General features: G+C 70.5%; 14 protein-coding genes and 1 rRNA gene (1 of these 15 cut by a window edge). 7 read left to right on the plus strand and 8 right to left on the minus strand.

From position 1 onward, the window contains the following. Positions 1-4 precede the first annotated feature (4 nt). Positions 5-3,643 carry a hydantoinase B/oxoprolinase family protein gene (locus RKD23_RS31745; RefSeq protein WP_424856805.1) on the plus strand — a complete coding sequence of 1,213 codons (3,639 nt, stop codon included), beginning with the start codon at positions 5-7 and terminating at the stop codon, positions 3,641-3,643. Beyond that, positions 3,624-4,235, plus strand: a complete 612-nt coding sequence (locus RKD23_RS31750) for a GTP-binding protein (RefSeq protein WP_424856806.1) — start codon at positions 3,624-3,626, stop codon at positions 4,233-4,235. The genes RKD23_RS31745 and RKD23_RS31750 overlap by 20 nt, the downstream gene beginning before the upstream one ends. An 89-nt stretch (positions 4,236-4,324) precedes the next feature. Here the strand turns inward: RKD23_RS31750 and glpK are convergent, their stop codons facing one another. The 5 genes from glpK to RKD23_RS31775 form a co-directional block, all read right to left on the minus strand. Continuing rightward, positions 4,325-5,845, minus strand: a complete 1,521-nt coding sequence (gene glpK, locus RKD23_RS31755) for a glycerol kinase GlpK (RefSeq protein WP_424856807.1) — start codon at positions 5,843-5,845, stop codon at positions 4,325-4,327. A 20-nt stretch (positions 5,846-5,865) separates the two neighbouring features. Next, complete coding sequence (locus RKD23_RS31760) at positions 5,866-6,615, minus strand: MIP/aquaporin family protein (RefSeq protein WP_424856808.1); 750 nt, start codon at positions 6,613-6,615, stop codon at positions 5,866-5,868. A gap of 528 nt (positions 6,616-7,143) precedes the next feature. Continuing rightward, entirely contained in the window at positions 7,144-8,793 is a 1,650-nt protein-coding gene (locus RKD23_RS31765) for an EAL domain-containing protein (protein WP_424856809.1), read from the minus strand. A gap of 155 nt (positions 8,794-8,948) precedes the next feature. Further along, positions 8,949-10,139 (minus strand): lipid-transfer protein, encoded by a 1,191-nt coding sequence (locus tag RKD23_RS31770; protein WP_424856810.1) that lies wholly within the window; start codon positions 10,137-10,139, stop codon positions 8,949-8,951. Further along, positions 10,136-10,561: a Zn-ribbon domain-containing OB-fold protein gene (locus tag RKD23_RS31775; RefSeq protein ID WP_424856811.1), complete on the minus strand. Its 426-nt coding sequence runs from the start codon at positions 10,559-10,561 to the stop codon at positions 10,136-10,138. The genes RKD23_RS31770 and RKD23_RS31775 overlap by 4 nt, the downstream gene beginning before the upstream one ends. 255 nt (positions 10,562-10,816) lie before the next feature. Between RKD23_RS31775 and RKD23_RS31780 the strand changes: the two genes are divergently transcribed. Together RKD23_RS31780 and RKD23_RS31785 are read left to right on the plus strand one after the other, a co-directional pair. Then, complete coding sequence (locus RKD23_RS31780; RefSeq protein WP_424856812.1) at positions 10,817-11,644, plus strand: M15 family metallopeptidase; 828 nt, start codon at positions 10,817-10,819, stop codon at positions 11,642-11,644. A gap of 47 nt (positions 11,645-11,691) precedes the next feature. Then, positions 11,692-12,228 carry an NUDIX domain-containing protein gene (locus tag RKD23_RS31785; RefSeq protein WP_424856813.1) on the plus strand — a complete coding sequence of 179 codons (537 nt, stop codon included), beginning with the start codon at positions 11,692-11,694 and terminating at the stop codon, positions 12,226-12,228. Here RKD23_RS31785 and RKD23_RS31790 read toward each other — a convergent pair. Then, complete coding sequence (locus tag RKD23_RS31790) at positions 12,219-14,597, minus strand: glycoside hydrolase family 31 protein (RefSeq protein ID WP_424856814.1); 2,379 nt, start codon at positions 14,595-14,597, stop codon at positions 12,219-12,221. The two genes, RKD23_RS31785 and RKD23_RS31790, sit on opposite strands and share 10 nt — an antisense overlap. Before the next feature lie 212 nt (positions 14,598-14,809). Here RKD23_RS31790 and RKD23_RS31795 point away from each other — a divergent pair, with 212 nt between their 5' ends. Further along, complete coding sequence (locus RKD23_RS31795; protein ID WP_424856815.1) at positions 14,810-16,777, plus strand: acetoacetate--CoA ligase; 1,968 nt, start codon at positions 14,810-14,812, stop codon at positions 16,775-16,777. A gap of 167 nt (positions 16,778-16,944) precedes the next feature. After that, positions 16,945-17,838, plus strand: coding sequence for a hypothetical protein (locus RKD23_RS31800; RefSeq protein ID WP_424856816.1), 894 nt, complete (start codon positions 16,945-16,947; stop codon positions 17,836-17,838). 80 nt (positions 17,839-17,918) lie between these two features. Here RKD23_RS31800 and ptsP read toward each other — a convergent pair whose 3' ends face one another. Together ptsP and RKD23_RS31810 are read right to left on the minus strand one after the other, a co-directional pair. After that, positions 17,919-19,589 carry a phosphoenolpyruvate--protein phosphotransferase gene (ptsP, locus tag RKD23_RS31805; protein ID WP_424856817.1) on the minus strand — a complete coding sequence of 557 codons (1,671 nt, stop codon included), beginning with the start codon at positions 19,587-19,589 and terminating at the stop codon, positions 17,919-17,921. Positions 19,590-19,667: 78 nt separating this feature from the next. Further along, entirely contained in the window at positions 19,668-20,117 is a 450-nt protein-coding gene (locus RKD23_RS31810; RefSeq protein WP_424856818.1) for a PTS sugar transporter subunit IIA, read from the minus strand. Between the two features lie 640 nt (positions 20,118-20,757). On the opposite strand from RKD23_RS31810, the gene RKD23_RS31815 reads away from it, so the two are divergent. After that, positions 20,758-20,855 (plus strand): 16S ribosomal RNA (locus RKD23_RS31815); it runs 1,428 nt beyond the window's last position.

Genomic DNA, 20,855 nt, shown 5'->3' on the forward strand with positions numbered 1-20,855 from the left:
AGTCGTGACGGGCTGGCAGTTCTGGGTCGACCGGGGCGGCACCTTCACGGACATCGTCGCCAGGCGCCCGGACGGCCGCCTGCTCACGCACAAGCTGCTGTCGGACAATCCGGCGCGCTACCCGGACGCCGCGGTCGCGGGTGTGCGCGAGCTGCTCGGCGGCTCGCAGGAAAGGGTCGAGGCGGTCCGCATGGGCACCACGGTCGCCACCAACGCCCTCCTCGAACGCAAGGGCGAGCGCACCGTCCTCGTCATCACCAAGGGCTTCCGCGACGCCCTGCGCATCGCCTACCAGAACCGGCCGCACATCTTCGCCCGCCGCATCGAACTGCCCGAACTGCTCTACGAGCGCGTCATCGAGGTCGACGAACGCATCGCGGCCGACGGCACCCTGCTGCGCGCCCCCGACCTGGACGCCCTCACGAGTGCACTCCAGGTGGCCCACGACGACGGGATCCGCGCGGTCGCCGTCGTATGCCTGCACAGCCACCTGTACCCCGCCCACGAACAGGCCGTGGGCGAGCTGGCCGCCCGCATCGGCTTCCCGCAGATCTCGCTCTCCAGCGAGGTCAGCCCCCTGATGAAGCTCGTCCCGCGCGGTGACACGGCCGTCGTCGACGCCTACCTGTCGCCCGTGCTCCGACGCTACGTCGCCCAGGTCGCCGACGCCCTCACGGGCATCCGCCTGATGTTCATGCAGTCCAACGGCGGCCTCACCGAAGCAGGTCAGTTCCGCGGCAAGGACGCGATCCTGTCCGGCCCGGCGGGCGGCATCGTCGGCATGGCCCGCATGTCCCAGCAGGCCGGCTTCGACCGGGTCATCGGCTTCGACATGGGCGGCACCTCCACCGACGTCTCCCACTTCGCCGGTGAGTACGAGCGCGTCTTCAGTACCCAGATCGCCGGCGTGCGGCTGCGCGCCCCCATGCTGGACATCCACACCGTGGCGGCCGGCGGCGGATCCGTGCTGCACTTCGACGGCTCCCGCTACCGCGTAGGGCCGGACTCGGCGGGCGCGGACCCGGGCCCCGCCTGCTACCGGGGCGGCGGCCCGCTCGCCGTCACCGACGCCAACGTCATGCTCGGCCGCATCCAGGCAGCCCACTTCCCGAAGGTGTTCGGCCCCGACGGCGACCAGCCCCTCGACGACGCGCTGGTCCGCGACCGCTTCGCCGGGCTCGCGCGCGAGATCCGCGAGCGCACCGGCGACGACCGCACGCCCGAACAGGTCGCCGAGGGCTACCTGCGTATCGCCGTCACCAACATCGCCAACGCCGTCAAGCGGATCTCCGTCCAGAAGGGCCACGACGTCACCCGCTACGCCCTCACCACCTTCGGTGGTGCGGGGGGCCAGCACGCCTGCATGGTCGCCGACGCGCTCGGCATCCGCACCGTGCTCGTACCGCCCATGGCCGGTGTGCTGTCCGCGCTCGGCATCGGCCTGGCCGACACCACCGCCATGCGCGAGCAGTCGGTGGAGGCCCCCCTCGAAACGGCCGCCATGCCCGCCGTACGGAAGACGGCGGACGACCTGGAAGCCGCCGCGCGCGCCGAACTCCGCGCCGAGGACGTGCCCGACGACCGCATCCGCGTCACCCGCCGCGCCCAACTGCGCTACGACGGCACCGACACCACCCTCACCGTCGAGCTGACCGAACCCGGCGCGATGAGGCACGCCTTCGAAGAACGTCATCGCGCCACCTACTCCTTCACCCTCGACCGGCCGATCGTCGTCGAAGCCCTCTCCGTGGAAGCCACCGGCATCACCGAACCCCCCGATCTGTCCGCCCTCGCCCCGTACGAAGGCCGCACCGCCGCACCCGAGACCGTCCGCCTCCACACCGGCGGCGCCTGGCGCGACGTACCTCTGCACCGCCGGGAGAACCTGCCTCCCGGCGAGCCCGTCACCGGACCCGCCATCATCACCGAGCCCAGTGCGACGACCGTCGTCGACGAAGGCTGGCGAGCCGGCGCGACCGACGGCGGGCATCTGGTCATGGAACGGGCGGCGATTACACAGAGTTCCCACGCCGACACAAAAGCCGATCCCGTTCTCCTCGAGGTCTTCAACAACCTGTTCATGTCGATCGCCGAGCAGATGGGCGCCCGCCTGGAGTCCACGGCCCAGTCCGTCAACATCAAGGAGCGCCTGGACTTCTCCTGCGCCCTCTTCGACCCCGACGGAAACCTGGTGGCCAACGCCCCGCACATCCCCGTCCACCTGGGCTCGATGGGCACCAGCGTGAAAGAGGTCATCCACCGCAGGGGCCCGCGGATGCGGCCGGGGGACACCTACGCGGTCAACGACCCGTACCACGGCGGCACCCACCTCCCCGACGTCACCGTGATCACGCCGGTCTTCGGCGCCGGCCCCGATGGCGACACGGAGAGTGAACGCATCCTCTTCTACGTCGCCTCCCGCGGCCACCACGCCGAGATCGGCGGCATCGCCCCCGGCTCCATGCCCGCCGACAGCCGCACCATCGACGAGGAGGGCGTCCTCTTCGACAACTGGCTGCTCGCCGAGAACGGCCGCTTCCGCGAGGAGGAGACGCTCCGTCTGCTCACCGAGGAGGCGCCCCACCCCTCCCGCAACCCCCGCACCAACCTCGCCGACCTGCGCGCCCAGATCGCCGCCAACCACAAGGGCGTCGAAGAAGTCACCCGCATGATCGAGGACTTCGGCCTCGACGTCGTCCAGGCCTACATGCGGCACGTCCAGGACAACGCCGAGGAAGCCGTGCGCCGCGTCATCGACGCCCTCGACGACGGCGCGTACGCCTACGAGACCGACTCCGGCGCCGTCATCCGGGTACGCGTGCGCGTGGACCGCGAGAACCGCTCGGCGACCGTCGACTTCACCGGCACCTCACCCCAACTGGCCACCAACTTCAACGCCCCCTACGCGGTGGTCAACGCAGCCGTCCTCTACGTCTTCCGCACCCTCGTGGACGACGACATCCCCCTCAACGACGGCTGTCTGCGCCCCCTGGAGATCGTCGTCCCGCAGGGGTCCATGCTCGCGCCCGAACCGCCCGCCGCCGTCGTCGCCGGCAACGTCGAGACCTCCCAGGCCATCACCGGCGCCCTCTACGCCGCGCTCGGCGTCCAGGCGGAGGGCTCCGGCACGATGAACAACGTGACGTTCGGCAATGCCCGTCACCAGTACTACGAGACCGTCGCCTCCGGCTCCGGTGCGGGGGAGGACTTCCCCGGCGCGAGCGTCGTACAGACCCATATGACGAACTCGCGGCTGACCGACCCCGAGATCCTCGAATGGCGCCTGCCCGTCCGACTGGAGGAGTTCTCCGTGCGGCGCGGCAGCGGCGGAGCCGGACGCCGGCGCGGCGGCGACGGCGCCCTGCGCCGCATCCGGTTCCTGGAGCCGATGACCGTCTCCACGCTGTCCCAGCACCGCAGGGTGCCCCCGTACGGCATGGCGGGCGGCGAGCCCGGCGCGCTCGGCGCGAACCGGGTGGAGCGCGCCGACGGGACAGTCACCCAACTGGGCGGAAGCGACACGATCGAAGTCGGCCCGGGTGACGTGCTGGTCGTCGAGACCCCTGGCGGCGGAGGCTACGGGCCGCCGTCCCCCCACCCCCATCAAGCAGGAGAAGAGATCGATGATCTTCGGGCGTTCTGAGCGCGCCAAGCCACCGGTCGAACCCGTCACGCTCAAGATCCTCGTGGCCGGCGGCTTCGGCGTGGGCAAGACCACCCTCGTCGGCGCGGTCAGCGAGATCAAACCGCTGCGCACCGAGGAGACGCTCACCGAGGCGGGCCGCCCGGTCGACGACACCAGCGGCGTGGAGACCAAGCACACCACCACCGTGGCCATGGACTTCGGCCGGATCACCCTCCGCGAGGACCTGGTGCTCTACCTGTTCGGCACCCCAGGCCAGGAACGTTTCTGGTTCATGTGGGACGAGCTGTCCGAGGGCGCCCTCGGCGCGGTGGTGCTCGCGGACACCCGCCGGCTGGAGGACTGCTTCGCGGCCGTCGACTACTTCGAGCGCCGCTCCATACCCTTCGTCGTCGGCGTCAACTGCTTCGAGGGAGCCGCCCGCTACCCCGCTGACGACGTCCGCCGGGCCCTGGACCTCGACGACGACGTACCGGTGGTGCTGTGCGACGCCAGGGAACGGGAGTCGGTCAAGGAAGTCCTCATCGGCGTGGTCCAGCACGCCATGGCCTTCGCGGCCGAACGCCGCGCGGCCGAAGCCGTCGCCACCTGAGGCCCCCGGAGCGAGCCGCCGCGCACGGCCCGTACCCCCGCCGACCGGGGTACGGGCCGCGGTCCGCGGCGACGTCCACACGCGTGTGCCTACGCGTGCCCGTCCTCCAGCCAGCCGAAGCTCTTCTCCACGGCCTTGCGCCAGTTGTCGTACTCGCGGTCACGCACGGACGCGTCCATCGACGGCGTCCACTCGGCGTCCTTCTGCCAGTGCGCCTTGAGTTCGTCCAGGTCGTTCCACACGCCCGTGGCCAGACCCGCCGCGTACGCCGCGCCCAGACAGGTCGTCTCGGAGACCCGGGGCCGCATCACCGGTACGTCCAGCACATCCGCCTGATGCTGCATCAGCAGGTTGTTCTTGGTCATACCGCCGTCGACCTTCAGCGTGGTGATCTGCACCCCGGAGTCCTGGTACATGGCGTCCACGACCTCACGCGTCTGCCAGCTGGTCGCCTCCAGCACCGCCCGCGCGAGATGCGCCTTCGTGACGTACCGAGTGAGGCCGGTGACGACACCGCGCGCGTCCGAGCGCCAGTACGGCGCGAACAGGCCCGAGAACGCCGGCACGATGTACGCCCCGCCGTTGTCCTCGACGCTCGCCGCGAGCGTCTCGATCTCGTCGGCGGTGCGGATGATGCCCAGCTGGTCCCGGAACCATTGGACGAGCGCGCCCGTTATGGCTATCGAACCCTCCAGGCAGTACACCGGCGCCTCCTCGCCGATCTTGTAGCCCATCGTCGTCAGCAGCCCGCTCTTGGACGGCACCGGCCGGCTGCCGGTGTTCAGCAGCAGGAAGCTGCCCGTGCCGTACGTGTTCTTCGCCGTGCCCACGTCGTAGCAGGCCTGTCCGAACACGGCCGCCTGCTGGTCGCCCAGCGCCGAGGCGACCGGCACGCCCGCGAGCTGTCCCACGGCGGTGCCGTACACCTCGGCCGAGGACCTGATCTCGGGCAGCATCACCTCGGGGACGTTCATGGCGGACAGGATCGACCGGTCCCACTCGAGCGTCTCCAGGTTCATCAGCATGGTGCGCCCGGCGTTGGTGACGTCGGTGACGTGCCGGCCCCCGTCGGTGCCGCCGGTCAGATTCCAGATGAGCCAGGAGTCGATGGTGCCGAAGGCGATCTCGCCGCGCTCCGCACGGTCCCTGAGCCCGGGGACGTTGTCGAGCAGCCAGGCCGCCTTGGGGCCGGAGAAGTAGCTGGCCAGCGGCAGACCCGTCTGCTCGCGGAACCGGTCCTGCCCGTCCGCGCCGCCCAGTTCGTGGCACAGGGCCGCCGTGCGGGTGTCCTGCCACACGATCGCGTTGTGCACGGGCTTGCCGGTCGCGCGGTCCCACAGGACCGTCGTCTCGCGCTGATTGGTGATGCCCAGCGCGCTGAGCTGGTCGGCCCGCAGGCCCGCCTTGGCGATCGCCCCCGCGACCACCGCCTGGACCTTGGACCAGATCTCGGTGGCGTCGTGCTCCACCCAGCCCGGTTTGGGGAAGATCTGGCGGTGCTCGCGCTGGTCCACGGCGACGATGGAACCGCCGTGGTCGAAGATGATGCAGCGGCTGGAGGTGGTGCCCTGGTCGATCGCGGCGACGTACTTCTCGGCGTTGTCCGTCATTGCTTCCCCTTGGGCTCGGTTCAGAAGGCTGCGTTGTAGATGAGGCCGGCCAGCACCCCTCCGATCAGCGGGCCCACGACCGGGATCCAGGCGTAGCCCCAGTCGGACGTGCCCTTGTTCGGGATCGGCAGAAAGGTGTGCACGATGCGCGGCCCGAGGTCACGCGCGGGGTTGATGGCGTAGCCGGTCGGCCCGCCCAGGGACAGGCCGATCCCCACGACCAGCAGCGAGACGATCAGCACGGTGGTGCCCGACTGGCCGAGTCCCTCGGTCAGCCCGAACGCCAGAATCGGCAGGACCAGGCCGATCGTCGCGATGATCTCGGTGATCAGGTTGGCGACCGGGTTCCGGATCTCCGGGATGGTGGAGAAGATGCCGAGCGTCGGCGTGGGTTCCTCAGCCGTGCCCTCCGTGGTGCCTGTCTGGCGCACATTGGCCTGGAACTGCGCGAAATACACCAGGTACGCCAGTACGGCACCCAGCATCGCGCCGACGATCTGCCCCAGCAGGTAGACCCAGACCTGGTCCCAGTCCCCGGTGTCCATCGCGATACCGAGGGTCACGGCCGGGTTGAGATGCCCGCCCGAGAGCGGCGCGGCGGTGTAGGCCCCGGCCAGCACGGCGAAGCCCCAGCCGAAGGCGATCACCACCCATCCAGCGGCCCGGGCCTTGGAGTATCTGAGGGTGACTGCGGCGCACACACCGGCGCCGAACAGGATCAGGATCGCGGTACCGATGATCTCGCCGACGAAAATGTCTCCGTTGCTCATGGCGGCTCCTCGACGCTAGGCCCCTCGTCCCAGGGTCCATCGACTCCGGTGGGTGTGCAGGGCGCGTTTCCTCGGGTCCTGTGGCTCTCGTGGCGAATTTCCGCCGGTGGCAGGGAGGGTCCCGCGCCCCGCCCGGCGTCCATGACGAGCGTGCCGTGGCAGCCGAATCGCCCGTGGGGGAGTGGGCCTGGCCGCGCTGAGGCCCGGGGGCGTGCCGGATTGCGCCGAGAATGTACGGCGATGTCGACTGACACCGGGAAGTGTTCACCGGCGCTCACAGGGCGTCAAGGTCGCCGACACCAAAGGAACGACCCGACCGAACCAGCCACTGTCGTAAGTGGGTTTGGAGGCGGCGACCGACTCTTGATCCCTGTGCCGCCTGACGTGCAGGGCCCGGCGATACGGTTCTGCGGCCCAGGGCGATGTCTCCGCGCGCGGCGATGCGCCCGCCGCAATGGTTCCGGGACGTCACGGTGTGCGCGTCGGCGCGCGGCGAGGTCTTCAGCCAGCGACTTCAGGCCAGCGGCTTCAGCCGAGCGGCTCGGCCACGACCACCCGCGTCTGACTGGCAGTCGGTCCCTCGCCGCGCCGGATCTCGTGGCCGGGGAGCCCGGCCCGCCCCAGCACCCAGCTCGCCCCGTTCAGTGCCTTCGCGGCCTCCTTCAGCGGCGCCAGACAGGCCGCCGCCTGTCGGTGCTCCACCACGCTCCCTGGCACGCACAGGACCGTGGCCAGCGACAGCGTGACGGGCCGCCCGCCCGCGGACCACGGCGTGTCCAGCACGGACGCCACCAGCGCATTGAGCCCTTCTGGATCGGTGAGGACCAGGAAGTCGTCCCCGCCGATGTGTCCCACCCGGGTGCTCCCGGACGCGGCGTGCTGCAGTGCCCGGCCCACGGCACGGATGAGGTCGTCCCCGGCCGCGAACCCGGCGCCGTCGTTGACCTGCTTGAAGTGGTCCACGTCCAGCCAACTGAGCGCGAACGGCCGCCCGTCCGCGATCCGCCGGTCGACCTCACCGGTGATCGCGTCCGACCCCGGCAGCCGGGTCAGCGGGTTGAGCCCGGCCGCCTCCTCGACGCGAGACTCGGCCAGCGCCCGCACAAGATCGGCCAGCCGTACGACACCCACACAGCGCCCGTACCGGTCGACGACGGCGACATCGTCCGACGTCCTGTCCCGGGCCCCGTCCGCCACCACGTCCAGCACCTCCCACGCGGTGGCGTCCGCGCCCACTGTGCGCGGCACATCGCCCAGCCGGGCGGCGGGTCGGTCGGCGTACAGGGCGTGGCCGTAGCGCCCCGACATCGACAGCAGGAAGCGGGACCGGTGCACCGACCGCACCGGCACGCCGTCCCGGTCCACGAGCAGCACCCCCGACACCTCCGGCGAGCCCGTCAGCAGCGCCCGCACCTGCCCCGCGGACGCGGTGTCCGGAAGCAGCGCGGCAGGCCGTACGAACTCCCGCACCGACGGCCCCGGCCGCGACCCCGAGGCGGACCCGGACGGGCGCGGCGGAACGTATACCTCCGCCACGGGCAACCGCGCCGGAGGAGCGAACAGCTCCCCCTGACCCAGCTGCGCACCGGCCGACACGGCTGCCGTGTACTGCAGTTCGGTCTCCACGCCCTCGACCGACAGCAGTGCCCCGAGCTGGTCGCACAGTGTGCGCATGGCCCCGACCGCTGCCGGCCGGTCCAGCAACGACATGTCGAGCTTCACCAGGTCGGGCGCCATGTCGTGGAGCACCCGCAGGGGCAGGTCCCCGTCACCGACGCCGTCCGCGCTGATCCGGAAGCCTGTCTCCCGCAGCGCGGTCACCGCGTCCAGCAGCGCCTGCTGCGGCACGTGGGTGAAGGGCGGCCCGACGTCGAGTGTCACCTCCCACGGCAGCCGGCCTGCCTGCCGCACTGCCTCGTGCAGCGGCCCGAGCCCTCCCAGGTCGGCGAGCGTGGCGGCGAACACGTTGATGTGCAGCGGCAGCAGGGTCTCCTTGCGCGCCGCCGCGCGAACCGCCAGCACGGCCAGCTTGCCGTCCAGCTCGGGGTCACGACGGGCCTCGGCCAGGATGTCCCCCGCCTCGGGCCGGGCGAGGACCTCCAGTGCCGCGATTCCGCCGGTGGTCAGATTGACCACGGGCTGGAAAGCGAAGCGGAGAGTATCCGTCCAGGAGTGCACGGGAGCATGATGGCGCCGCCCGGGCACGCCCAGGCCCAGTTCATGAGACGTTCACGCAGCATTCCCGCCCGCTCACAGAGCGTATAGGACGCTCTTGCATGGGCCGTCGGACTGTGAGGCCGGTCAGCTCGAAGCCGCCCCGAGCCAGGACCCGTTCACCGCACCGCGACGATCGCCGACCCGTGCCCGAAGAGGCCCTGATTGGCGGAGACACCCACCCGTGCCCCGTCGACCTGCCGCTCTCCGGCCACGCCCCTCAACTGCCAGGTCAGCTCGCACACCTGGGCGATGGCTTGGGCCGGAACCGCCTCGCCGAAGGAGGCCAGCCCGCCGCTCGCGTTCACCGGTATTCGCCCGCCAGGGGCCGTCTCGCCGCCTCTCAGCAGCTTGGCGCCCTCGCCCTCGCCGCACAGCCCGAGATCCTCGTACCACTGCAACTCCAGCACGGTGGACAGGTCGTAGACCTCGGCGAGCGAGAGGTCCTGGGGGCCGAGACCGGCCTCCTCGTAGGCCGCGCGGGCGATCGAGGCGCGAAAGGTCTCAGGATCAGGTTCCACCACCGCGGCGGAGTCCGTCGCGAAGTCGGGCAGATCCAGGACCGTGTTGGGATAGCGGGGCGTCACCGTCGACACGGCACGGATGCGCACCGGCTCCGTGACTCCGTGCCGACGCGCGAAGTCCACGCTGGACAGCACCAGGGCCGCACCGCCGTCGGAGGTCGCGCAGATGTCGAGCAGCCGCAGCGGATCGGCGACCACGGCCGAGGCCGCGACCTCCTCGGCCGTGACCCGCTTGCGATAGCGGGCGTACGGATTGAGCGCCCCAGCCGCGGAGTTCTTCACCTTCACCTGGGCGAAGTCCTCAGGTGTGTCCCCGTACACCGCCATCCGCCGCCGTGCGTACAGACCGAAGTAGACCGGGTTGGTGGCCCCGAGCACCCGGAACCGCAGCCAGTCGGGATCGTCGGGCCGGTCCCCGCCCGCCGGCCGGAAGAACCCCTTGGGCGCGGAGTCGGCGCCCACCACGAGCACCGAGTCGGCGAGCCCGGACAGGATCTGCGCCCGCGCCGTGTTCACCGCCTGGGCTCCTGAGGCACAGGCCGCGTACACGCTCGTCACCCGGGCGCCCTGCCAGCCCAGAGCCTTGGCGAAGGCCGCCCCCGCCACATGGCCGGGATAGCCGCCGCGCACGGTGCCGGCGCCGACGACCGAGCCGATGTCCCGCCAGTCCAACCCGGCGTCGGTGAGCGCCGCCCGCGCGGCCGCCGTTCCGTACGCGACGAAACCCCGTCCCCACTTCCCCCAGGGGTGCATGCCCACCCCCAGTACCGCCACGTCCTCCGTCATGCCTCGACCCCCGTCGGCCGCCAGTGCCATGTCGTCCAGACCGTCTCGGCGTCCTCGTACAGCACGCCGGAGACAGCCTCCACCTCCATGCCCACCGTCAGATCGGCGACGGTGACCCCGGGAGCCGCCTGTCCCAGCACCACCATCCGCTCGGCTGCCAGCTCCACAGCGATCAACGCATACGGCACCCAGGGAAGTTCCGGATTGGTCACATAGGGTGACGGCGGCCGATATCTCGCGTCCGTGTACGACCAGACCCGCCCGCGCCGCGACAGCGGAAACTCCTCCAGCTCGCCTCCCTGACAGCCCGGATTGCGGCAGTTCGTGTCCTCCCGCGGGAAGAACACGCAGGAGCAAGCCGAGCAGCGAGTCCCGAGCAGCCGGAACGAGCTGCCCTCTCCCGTGAACCAGTCGGCGACCACGGGTATGCGTGTACGCGTCAAAGCCCCTCCCTGGTAAGGAATCTGATGGAGCGTCAGAAGTGTGCCACGGGCAACCACAAATCGGCAGGTCATTGAGGTGAACCAAGTGCGCCTCACCTGCGTCGTCGTAACGGGAGGGACGGGCGAGGCCCACGGGGGTGGCCCCGGCCGTCCCTCCCACGCATCTGCTCGACCCCGGCCGGACCTGGCGGATCGCTTCCCCGGAGGCGCACCCTCCTGATAGACGCAGGAGGCATGACACGACTCTCCGCCTCCGTACGCGTCTCGACCGCGCTCCGCGGGATCGTCACCGCGCTCGCCGCCCTCGCGGCCGTGACCGTCGCACCCACGACGGCCGACGCGAAGCCCGAACCCCACGCCCCGGCCGACTTCGTGGCACTGAGCAGCGTGGACCGGACGATCATCCAGGAGATGCGTTACTTCACCCCGCACAACTTCGTCGGCGAACGCATCGACGGCTACCGGCAGCCGCTGTGCATCCTCACCCACCCCGCCGCCGAAGCCCTCCACAAGGCACAACAGCGACTGCTGCGCCAGGGATACAGCCTCAAGGTCTACGACTGCTACCGCCCCCAGCGCGCCGTGGACCACTTCGTCCGCTGGGCCGAGGACCTCGACGACGAGGCGATGAAGGCCGAGTTCTACCCGAACGTGGACAAGAGCCGGCTGTTCACCGACGGCTACATCGCCGAGAAGTCCGGCCACAGCCGCGGCTCCACGGTCGACCTCACCCTCGTGAAGCTCCCCGCGAAGCACACCCGGCCCTACCACCCCGGAGAGCCGCTCGTACCGTGCTACGCGCCCCGGAGTGAACGCTTCCCGGACAACTCCGTCGACATGGGCACCGGCTTCGACTGCTTCGACACCCTCAGCCACACCCTCGACCCCCGCATCCAGGGCGAACAGCGCGCCAACCGGCTCCGCCTCAAGACGACCCTGGAGAGCCTCGGCTTCGTCAACCTCGCCGAAGAATGGTGGCATTACACCTACAAGCCCGAGTCCTACCCCGACACCTACTTCGACTTCCCCGTCAGCGCCGGATCGCTCGCCGGCCACCGCTGAACCGCCGGACGAGGACGCCCTCTCCGTGATCGGATACAGTCCGCGGCGTGTCCGAGAACCAGCACTCCACCCCCAACTCCGCACCGGGCTCCCACTGTTCGAGCTGCGGATCGCCCTACGGAGAGGGCATCTCCGGCTGGCCCCGCACCTGCCCCGCCTGCGGCACGGTGGCCTACCGCAACCCGCTGCCCGTCGCCGTGGCCATCCAGCCCGTCTACGACACCATGGGCACGGCCCTGATCGTCGTCACCCGCGACGTGCCACCCGCGCGCGGGGGCACCGCACTGCCCGGCGGCTACATCGACGACCGCGAGGACTGGCGCCAGGCCCTCGTGAGGGAGCTCAAGGAGGAGACCGGTATCGACGCCGTGAGCCGCGACGTACGGCTCGTCGACGCCATGACCTCCTCCGACGGCCATCTGCTGTTGTTCGGCGTCCTCCCCGAGCGCCCGGTCGACCGCCTGCCCCAGTCGGCCCCCACCGAGGAGACGCAGGGCTGGCACCTGCTGCGCAGGCCCGAGGAACTCGCCTTCCCCCTCTACACCCTGGCCGTAAGGGCCTGGTTCGAGGGCCGTTACGTCTGATCCGACCCGTCGAGGAGACCACGCACACGCACCGGGTGAGGCGGCGCACTCACGCCGTCCTCGCCCTCGCGCCGCACCACCACCCGACGGCCCTCCCAGCGGCTGACATAGCGCTCCATCTCGGGCTCCGCCTCCCAGCCGTCGCCCCCGTCCGGCACGACCAGCCCGCCCCCGGTGCGACCCCGGGCAGGCGCCCACACCTCCAGCTCCAGACTGTCCTCACCCTGCACCGGAACCACAGCACCCGCGCGCGCGAGCACCGGAATCCTCGACAAGGGCGCGTCCACGAGCACCTGCCCCGGCCCCTCGTACGCCCGACCCGTCGCCGTGTCGTACCAGCGCCCGCGCGGCAATTGCACCGCACGCCGGTCCGCCCCCGGATCCAGCACCGGTGCCACCAGCAGGCTGTCGCCGAGCAGGAAGGCGTCCTCGCAGTCACGCAGCGCCCGGTCCTCCGGCGCACCCCACCACACGGGCCGCACGTACGGCGCACCCGTACGCCGGGCCAGATGCGCCAGCGTCACGAAGTACGGCAACAGCCGCCGGCGCTCGATCAGCGCCACGCGCGCGTGCTCCAGCACCTCGGGGCCGAACTCCCACGGCTCCCGGCGCCCCGCCCGCAGACTCGCATGTGTGCGGAACAGCGGCAGATACGCGCCCAGCTGGAACCAGCGCAGGAACAGCTCCGGCGAGGGGCTGCCGTCGAATCCGCCCACATCCGGTCCCGAGTACGGCACCCCGCACAGTCCGAGCCCCAGGACCAGCGACAGCGACGCCCGCAGCCCCGGCCAGCCCGTGGCCACGTCACCCGACCACGTCCCGCCGTAGCGCTGCATGCCCGCCCAGCCCGAGCGCGAGAACACAAACGGCCGCCGCCCGGGCGACAGCTCCCGCAGCGCCTCATAGCCCGCCCCGGCCATGCACAGGGCGTACACGTTGTGCGCCTCGCGATGATCGCCGCCCTGCCCGTCCAGGTCATGCCGTGCCGAACGCGGCAAGGTCGACTCCCCGAAAGCCGCGAACGACGTCGGCTCGTTCATGTCATGCCAGTAACCCGAGAACCCCTGCGCGAGCCGCTCCTCGTACCAGTGGCCCCACCACTTGCGCACACGCGCGTGCGTGAAATCAGGGAACACCGCCTCCCCGGGCCAGACCAACCCGCGCACCACCCGACCCGAGGCGTCCCGCACGAACGCGTCCTCGGCCGTACCGCTGTCGTACACGGCGTTCCCCGCCGTGGCCTTCACCGCCGGGTCCACGATCGACACCAGCCGGACACCGTCCCGGCGCAGATCCTCGGCCAGCCCCGACAGGCTGGGAAAGCGCTCTCGGTCGACGGTGAACACCTGGTGCTCGTCGAAGTGATCGATATCCAGATGCACGGCGTCCAGCGGCAGCCCGCGCTCCCGGTAACCGGCGACGATCCGGCGCACCTCCTGCTCGCTGCCGAACCCCCACCGCGCGTGATGGTGACCGAGCGCCCACGCGGGAGGCACCGCGGCCGAACCGGTCAACGAGGCCCAAGCGAGCAACACGCGCGCGGGCGTTCCCACCATCACCCAGCAGCGCAGTGGGCCGCCCTCCATCCGCAGCTCGCTCGCCCCCATGCGGTCGTGCCCCGAACCGGCGCCCTCCTCGCCCTCCCGCAACGTCACCGTCCCGTCCCACGACGTGTCGTGGAAGACCAGATGCGTCGCCGCGTCCGACACCACCAGCTGCACCGGCATCGTGATGTACAGCGGATCGTCCCCACGGCCGAAGGGCAGGCCCGGATCGGTGTTCCACAGCCGGTACACGCCGTCCCGCAGCCTCGGCCCCGAAGCGCGCCCGCCCAGCCCGAAGAACCGGGCGTCCGCCGGCACCTCGGACCGCTGCATCCACCGCGCCCGACCCCCGCCCACCGGCTCCCACCAGCGAGGCGGCAGATCCCGCCGCAGCATCACCCCGCCCGGCGTCTGCACCTCCACGGCCCCGTGGCGCGAGACGACCACCGTCACCCGCTCCGCCACCACCCGCCAGCCGCCGTCCTTGTCCGGCTCCAGCACAGCCCGCGCATCGGGCTCAGGCCAGCGCCCTGCCAGCGCGTACGACGGCTCGGGAGCGGCCCCGTCCCAGCCCCAGAACACCGCCCCACTGACAGTGACCACGATCCGCAGCTCCGCGCGGCTGAACCGGATCAACCCACCACCCGGACCCGGCTCCGCCTCCAGCACCGGACCCGGCACACGCGCGCGTTCCGCACCGCGCGGCGGCAGCCCGGCCGCATCAGTGCGCCCCCTGCGCCACGCCGCCCGAACGGCCCGCAACCCCTGGGTCACCCCCACAGCACCGACCGCCTTTATCGAACGCACCAGGTCACGACCGTCCATGCTGCTCACCCTGCCATTGACAGGGCCACGCGCGCGTGCCGTTCAACTGCCGTTCACCCGTGCCCTGACCACATCTTCACGACGCGGACTATGTGGGGCGGACCCTGGTGCGGAAGTCGATCACGTGGCATCGTCCGTGTCATCCGCGTCACGCGCACACCCCGCCCGTGCGCGGACGACGCACACGACGCGCACAGTCCGGGAGCCGCCCCATGTCGACCGAGAACCCCCAGCCCCTCTGGCAGCCCGATCCCGAACGCATCGCCGACGCGCGGATCACCAAATTCCAGGCCTGGGCCGCCCAACACCACGGGGCACCCGCCGACGGCGGCTACGCCGACCTGCACCGATGGTCCGTAGACGAACCCGAGGCCTTCTGGGAAGCCGTCACCCAATGGTTCGACGTGCGCTTCTCCACGCCCTACGCGCGCGTGCTCGGCGACCGCTCGATGCCCGGAGCCCAGTGGTTCCCCGGAGCCACCCTCAACTACGCCGAACACGCCCTGCGCGCGGCGGCGACCCGCGCCGACGAACCGGCCCTCCTCTGCGTCGACGAGACCCACGAACCGCGCCCGGTGACCTGGTCGGAGCTGCGCCGCCAGGTCGGCTCCCTGGCGGCCGAGCTGCGCGCCCTGGGCGTGCGGCCCGGCGACCGCGTCAGCGGCTACCTCCCGAACATCCCCGAAGCCGTCGTCGCCCTCCTGGCCACCGCCGCCGTCGGCGGCGTCTGGACCTCCTGCGCGCCCGACTTCGGCGCCCGCAGCGTCCTCGACCGCTTCCAGCAGGTCGAACCCGTCGTCCTGTTCACCGTCGACGGCTACCGCTACGGCGGCAAGGAGCACGACCGCCGCGACACCGTCGCCGAACTGCGCAGCGAACTGCCCACCCTCCGCGCGGTCGTCCACATCCCCCTCCTCGGCACCGAAGCCCCCGAAGGCGCCCTCGACTGGTCCGCCCTGACCAGCGCCGACGTGGAGCCCGTCTTCGAACAGGTCCCCTTCGACCACCCCCTGTGGGTCCTGTACTCCTCCGGTACGACCGGCCTGCCCAAGGCCATCGTCCAGTCCCAGGGCGGCATCCTCGTCGAGCACCTCAAGCAGCTCGGCCTGCACTGCGACCTCGGCCCCGAGGACCGTTTCTTCTGGTACACGTCCACCGGCTGGATGATGTGGAACTTCCTCGTCTCCGGCCTGCTCACCGGCACCACGATCGTCCTGTACGACGGCAGCCCCGGCCACCCCGACACCGGCGCCCAGTGGCGCATCGCCGAACGCACGCGGGCCACCCTCTACGGCACCTCGGCCGCCTACGTCATGGCCTGCCGCAAGGCCGGCGTGCACCCGTCGCGCGACCACGACCTCTCCACCGTCCGCTGCGTCGCCACGACCGGCTCGCCGCTGCCGCCCGACGGCTTCCGCTGGCTGCACGACGAAGTCCGCGACGACCTCTGGATCGCCTCCGTCAGCGGCGGCACGGACGTCTGCTCCTGCTTCGCCGGAGCCGTCCCCACCCTCCCCGTCTACGTCGGCGAGCTCCAGGCCCCCGGCCTGGGCACCGACCTGCAGTCCTGGGACCCCAGCGGCAAGCCGGTCATCGACGAGGTCGGCGAGCTCGTCGTCACCAACCCCATGCCGTCGATGCCGATCCACTTCTGGAACGACCCAGACGGCAGCCGTTACCACGACAGCTACTTCGACACCTACCCCGGCGTCTGGCGCCACGGCGACTGGATCACCGTCACCTCCCGCGGCTCCGTCGTCATCCACGGCCGCTCCGACTCCACCCTGAACCGCCAGGGCGTCCGCATGGGATCCGCCGACATCTACGAGGTCGTCGAGCGCCTCCCCGAGATCAAGGAGTCCCTCGTCATCGGAGTGGAACAACCCGACGGCGGCTACTGGATGCCCCTCTTCGTCCACCTGGCCCCCGGCGCCGCCCTCGACGACGCCCTGCTGAACCGCATCAAGCAGACCATCCGCGAGCAGCTGTCACCCCGCCACGTCCCCGACGAGGTCATCGAGGTGCCCGGCATCCCGCACACCCTCACCGGCAAGCGCATCGAGGTCCCGGTCAAGCGCCTCCTCCAGGGCACCCCGCTGGACAAGGCCGTCAACCCCGGCTCCATCGACAACCTCGACCTGCTCGACTTCTACGAGGACCTCGCCCGCAAGCGCGCCTGACCACCACACGGTTTTCGGCCGCGGACCGCTCACGGCAGGGTCCGCGGCCGAACCCATGCCTTCCCCCATCAGTCGCCTGACCTGCGGCGACATCGATCGCAGACCCCGTTGTCAGTGGTGCCGGTTACTGTGAGTGAGCATTGATCGACCGTGCACAGGGGGAGAACATGGCACAGACCGACCACCAGACCATGCGACGCGTCCTGCGCCGCGAAATCGCCGGCACCATCGGCCTGCTGACCGACGAGCAGGACTTCCGGGCGATGCGACGCTACCGCAGCTTCACCTTCGACGACCACGCCACCTACCTACGCCAGGTGGAGGCGCTCCTACGCACACGCGCCGCCCAGGGCGGCCACACCACAGTGGCCCTCTTCGACCCGCAGGAGTACGCCGACTACTGCGCCGACATCGGCCTCGACCCCGACAAGGCGTCCAGCCGCACCCGCTTCACCGCCGAACTCGCCGCCCTCGGACCAGCCCTTCCCTACGACGGCCAGCCCCTCACCGAACTCCTCCCCGCCCTCATCGACGAAGCGGTACGACAGGCGACCTGGGAGTACGCCTCCACCCTGCTGAGCCGACTCGGCGCCTGCGCCTCCTGCGGCGAGGACCTGGGCCGGGCCGCCCTCAACCGCGCCTCCGACGTCGTCGCCCGCATCCTCGACACGGCACCGCCCGGCCATCACCACCTCGTCTGCAGCGTGTCCAGCACCCCGGAGCCACTCTTCGCCGTTCTGCACGCCGACCAGAACCGGACCGGCGAACTCGAACTGGACCAGGCCGAATCCCTCGAATTCACCACCGTCCTGGCCCTCGGCCTCGCCACCCACACCCCCGGCGGACTCGTCATGCGCACCACGGCCCACGGCACCGCCGACCAGATCTACGGATGGCGCCTGCGCGGCGACGGCCTCGAACCACTGACCGCCGGAGAGGTCTTCGACGCCTACTGCACCGACGCCGAATCCGGCGACCTCATCTCACCCGAATCCAACGTCGACTACCGGGAACCACCCGACCTCGGCGGAAACGGGGCCGCCACGGCGCACCGGCACTGAACGCGCGAAGGGCGCCCCACCCTGAGGATGGAGCGCCCCTCGACGACAAACCGGAGAAACCGGCAGCCGATGGGTTCCGGTCACTCGCCGGACAGCACCGCCTGCGCGGCGGTCCGCGCCTCCTCGGCGCTGTCCGCCGCCCGAGCGGCCGCCGCGGCCCGCTCGCACTGCGCGAGCGTGTACTTCGCCAGCGTGGCACGGACGTAAGGGATCGACGCCGCACCCATGGACAAGGAGGTGACACCCAGACCCGTCAGCACACAGGCGAGCAGCGGGTCGGACGCGGCCTCACCACACACACCACAGCTCTTGCCCTCGGCCTTCGCGGCCTCCGCGGACAGCGCGACCAGGTCGAGCAGCGCGGGCTGCCACGGGTCCTGCAGACGCGACACCGCACCCACCTGACGGTCGGCGGCGAACGTGTACTGGGCGAGGTCGTTGGTGCCCAGCGACAGGAACTCCACCTCCTGCAGGATGGAGCGCGCCCGCAGCGCGGCCGACGGGATCTCCACCATCGCCCCGAACTTCGCCCGCAGGCCGGCCTCACGGCACGCTTCCGCGAACGCCTTGGCGTCGGCACGGTCCGCCACCATCGGGGCCATCACCTCGAGGTAGACGGGCAGCCCCTCGGCAGCCGTTGCCAGCGCCGTCAGCTGCGTGCGCAGCACCTCCGGGTGGTCGAGCAGGGTCCGCAGACCACGCACGCCCAGCGCCGGGTTCGGCTCGTCGGCGGGGGTGAGGAAGTCCAGCGGTTTGTCCGCACCCGCGTCCAGCACCCGCACCACGACACGGCCCTCGGGGAACGCCTCGAGAACCGTGCGGTAGGCCTCGACCTGCTTCTCCTCGGTCGGCGCGTTCTTGCTGTCGTCCAGGAAGAGGAACTCGGTGCGGAACAAGCCCACGCCCTCGGCCCCGGCCTCCACGGCGGCGGCCACGTCGGCCGGACCACCGATGTTGGCGAGCAGCGGCATCTTGTGCCCGTCGGCGGTGGCACCCGGACCGGTCGACGCCGCGAGAGCGGCCTTCCGCTCCGCCGCCGCGGCCCGAAGCTGCGCCTTCTTCTCCTCGGGCGGGTCCACGAAGATCTCACCGGTGCTGCCGTCCACCGCGATCACAGTGCCCTCGGCCAGCTCGCCCGCACCCGGCAGCGCCACAACGGCAGGAACGCCGAGCGCACGCGCCAGGATCGCGCTGTGGCTCGTCGGCCCGCCCTCCTCGGTCACGAAGCCGAGCACCAGGGTCGGGTCCAGCAGGGCGGTGTCCGCCGGAGCCAGATCCCGAGCGACGAGCACATACGGCTCGTCGCTGTCCGGTACACCCGGCATGGGCACGCCGAGCAGACGCGCGACAATGCGATTCCGTACGTCGTCCAGATCGGCCACACGGCCGGCCAGGTACTCACCGGCGCCGGCCAGCAGCTCGCGGTACGCGGCGAAGGCGTCGTATACAGCACGCTCGGCCGTGCTGCCGACCGCGATCCTGCGGTCCACGTCCGCCATCAGCTCGGGGTCCTGGGCCATCATGGCCTGCGCCTCGAGCACCGCCTGGGCTTCGCCCCCCGCCAGATTGCCGCGCGCCATCAGATCGGCCGCCACAGCTTCCACGGCCTTGCGGGCACGCCCCTGTTCGCGCTCCGCGTCCTCCGCCGGTATCTGCTTGGCAGGCGGTTCAAGGACCGCCGTTCCCATGTGCCGAACCTCGCCGATGGCCACACCGTGGCTCACGCCGACGCCTCGCAGCGTTGTCTCCATCTCACCCGTCTCCGATAGTGCGGCGGCTCCCGCCACCGCGGTGGTAGTCCTACGTGCCGTTGTCGGACGGCGCCGATGTCACCGCCAGGCGAACAGGCTGTCGCCCGCCTTGACGTCGCCGTCCTCGCGGAGATCAGAGAGAGCCTCCGCCATGGCCTCCAGTGCCACGACCGGGCAGACAGGGGACTTGCCGGCGGCCTCGACCGCCGCGGGGTTCCAGCGCACGACGGCCTGGCCGCGCGTCACGGTGTCCCCCTTGTTCACGAGGAGCTCGAAGCCCTCTCCGTTCATCTGCACGGTGTCGATGCCGAGGTGGACGAGCACGCCGTGCCCCTCCGCGTCAACGACCACGAAGGCGTGGGGGTGCAGAGAAACGATGACCCCGTCGACGGGAGCAACAGCCTCGGAAGGCTCCCGGACGGGGTCGATGGCGGTACCCGGGCCGACCATGGCCCCGGAGAAGACGGGGTCCGGCACTGCGGCGAGCCCGATGGCGCGTCCTGCGAGAGGGGACGTCACGGTGGTCATGGGAAGCCTCCCAGGGGTGGAGTGCATACACGCCGTCACTGTCTGTTCACAACGGCGCACTGTTGAGCAGGGTATGTCATAGGAAGTACCGGTTCCGCATGAGAGGTCCCGGTCCAGAGGTCTAGACCACCAGCTTAATGGATTTGCGCGGGCTTCGGGGCCCCGTGTACAGTCGTACTCCTGCCTGGGGCTGAGCGACGTACCAAGCGTCCTTGCCTGGCAGCATCCAACTCGTCAGATCCTATCCATGGGTCTCCTTCTGCATGCCTGCGGAGGGATGGTCAGGGAGACGGAAAATCACTGATAAAGTTGGGACCGCCGGAAAGGGATACGCGGAAGCGGGAACCTGGAAAGCACCGAGGAAATCGGATCGGAAAAAGATCTGATAGAGTCGGAAACGCAAGACCGAAGGGAAGCGCCCGGAGGAAAGCCCGAGAGGGTGAGTACAAAGGAAGCGTCCGTTCCTTGAGAACTCAACAGCGTGCCAAAAGTCAACGCCAGATATGTTGATACCCCGACCTGATCGGTCCCGATCGGGTTGAGGTTCCTTTGAAAAAACACAGCGAGGACGCTGTGAACGTCGGGACTATTCCTCCCGATGTTCCGCTCTCGTGGTGTTCATCCCGATTACGGGAAAACATTCACGGAGAGTTTGATCCTGGCTCAGGACGAACGCTGGCGGCGTGCTTAACACATGCAAGTCGAACGATGAACCACTTCGGTGGGGATTAGTGGCGA

Origin of the sequence: Streptomyces sp. SAI-170 (genome assembly GCF_049739565.1) — a bacterium.
In the GTDB taxonomy this organism is placed as follows: Bacteria; Actinomycetota; Actinomycetes; order Streptomycetales; family Streptomycetaceae; genus Streptomyces.

Bases quoted from the DNA above. Each gene is read 5' to 3' on its own strand.
- RKD23_RS31770 (WP_424856810.1), bottom strand. From the start codon at position 10,139: ATGACGGAGGACGTGGCGGTACTGGGGGTGGGCATGCACCCCTGGGGG.
- RKD23_RS31795 (WP_424856815.1), top strand. From the start codon at position 14,810: ATGTCGACCGAGAACCCCCAGCCCCTCTGGCAGCCCGATCCCGAACGC.
- glpK (WP_424856807.1), bottom strand. From the start codon at position 5,845: ATGACGGACAACGCCGAGAAGTACGTCGCCGCGATCGACCAGGGCACC.
- RKD23_RS31790 (WP_424856814.1), bottom strand. From the start codon at position 14,597: ATGGACGGTCGTGACCTGGTGCGTTCGATAAAGGCGGTCGGTGCTGTG.
- RKD23_RS31750 (WP_424856806.1), top strand. From the start codon at position 3,624: ATGATCTTCGGGCGTTCTGAGCGCGCCAAGCCACCGGTCGAACCCGTC.
- RKD23_RS31800 (WP_424856816.1), top strand. From the start codon at position 16,945: ATGGCACAGACCGACCACCAGACCATGCGACGCGTCCTGCGCCGCGAA.
- RKD23_RS31810 (WP_424856818.1), bottom strand. From the start codon at position 20,117: ATGACCACCGTGACGTCCCCTCTCGCAGGACGCGCCATCGGGCTCGCC.
- RKD23_RS31780 (WP_424856812.1), top strand. From the start codon at position 10,817: ATGACACGACTCTCCGCCTCCGTACGCGTCTCGACCGCGCTCCGCGGG.
- RKD23_RS31760 (WP_424856808.1), bottom strand. From the start codon at position 6,615: ATGAGCAACGGAGACATTTTCGTCGGCGAGATCATCGGTACCGCGATC.
- ptsP (WP_424856817.1), bottom strand. From the start codon at position 19,589: ATGGAGACAACGCTGCGAGGCGTCGGCGTGAGCCACGGTGTGGCCATC.